General features: G+C 66.8%; 1 protein-coding gene. It reads right to left on the bottom strand.

Annotation, left to right across the window (positions count from 1 at the left end; translation table 11 throughout):
• On the bottom strand, positions 1 to 277 hold a 277-nt coding region (locus SB772_RS40375), incomplete at both ends, for a substrate-binding domain-containing protein (protein ID WP_410838564.1).

Raw genomic sequence — 277 nt, forward strand, 5'->3', positions numbered from 1 at the left:
CACGCGGACGCAAGTGATGCTGCGCGATGATCTCCTGCGCGGGCGCCGTGTACAGATAGTCGAGATACGCCTGCGCTTCCTTGCGCGTGCCGCGCTTGTCGACCACCTTGTCGACGATCGTGACGGGCGGCTCGGCGAGAATGCTCATCGACGGATACACGGCCGCGAAGCTGCCGGCGCCCACGCCCGTGTCGATCAGCGACACTTCGTTTTCGAACGTCACCAGCACGTCGCCGATGTCGCGCTGCGTGAACGTCGTCGTCGCGCCGCGCCCGCC

Origin of the sequence: Paraburkholderia sp. SIMBA_030, assembly GCF_046535245.1 — a bacterium.
Taxonomy (GTDB): Bacteria; Pseudomonadota; Gammaproteobacteria; order Burkholderiales; family Burkholderiaceae; genus Paraburkholderia.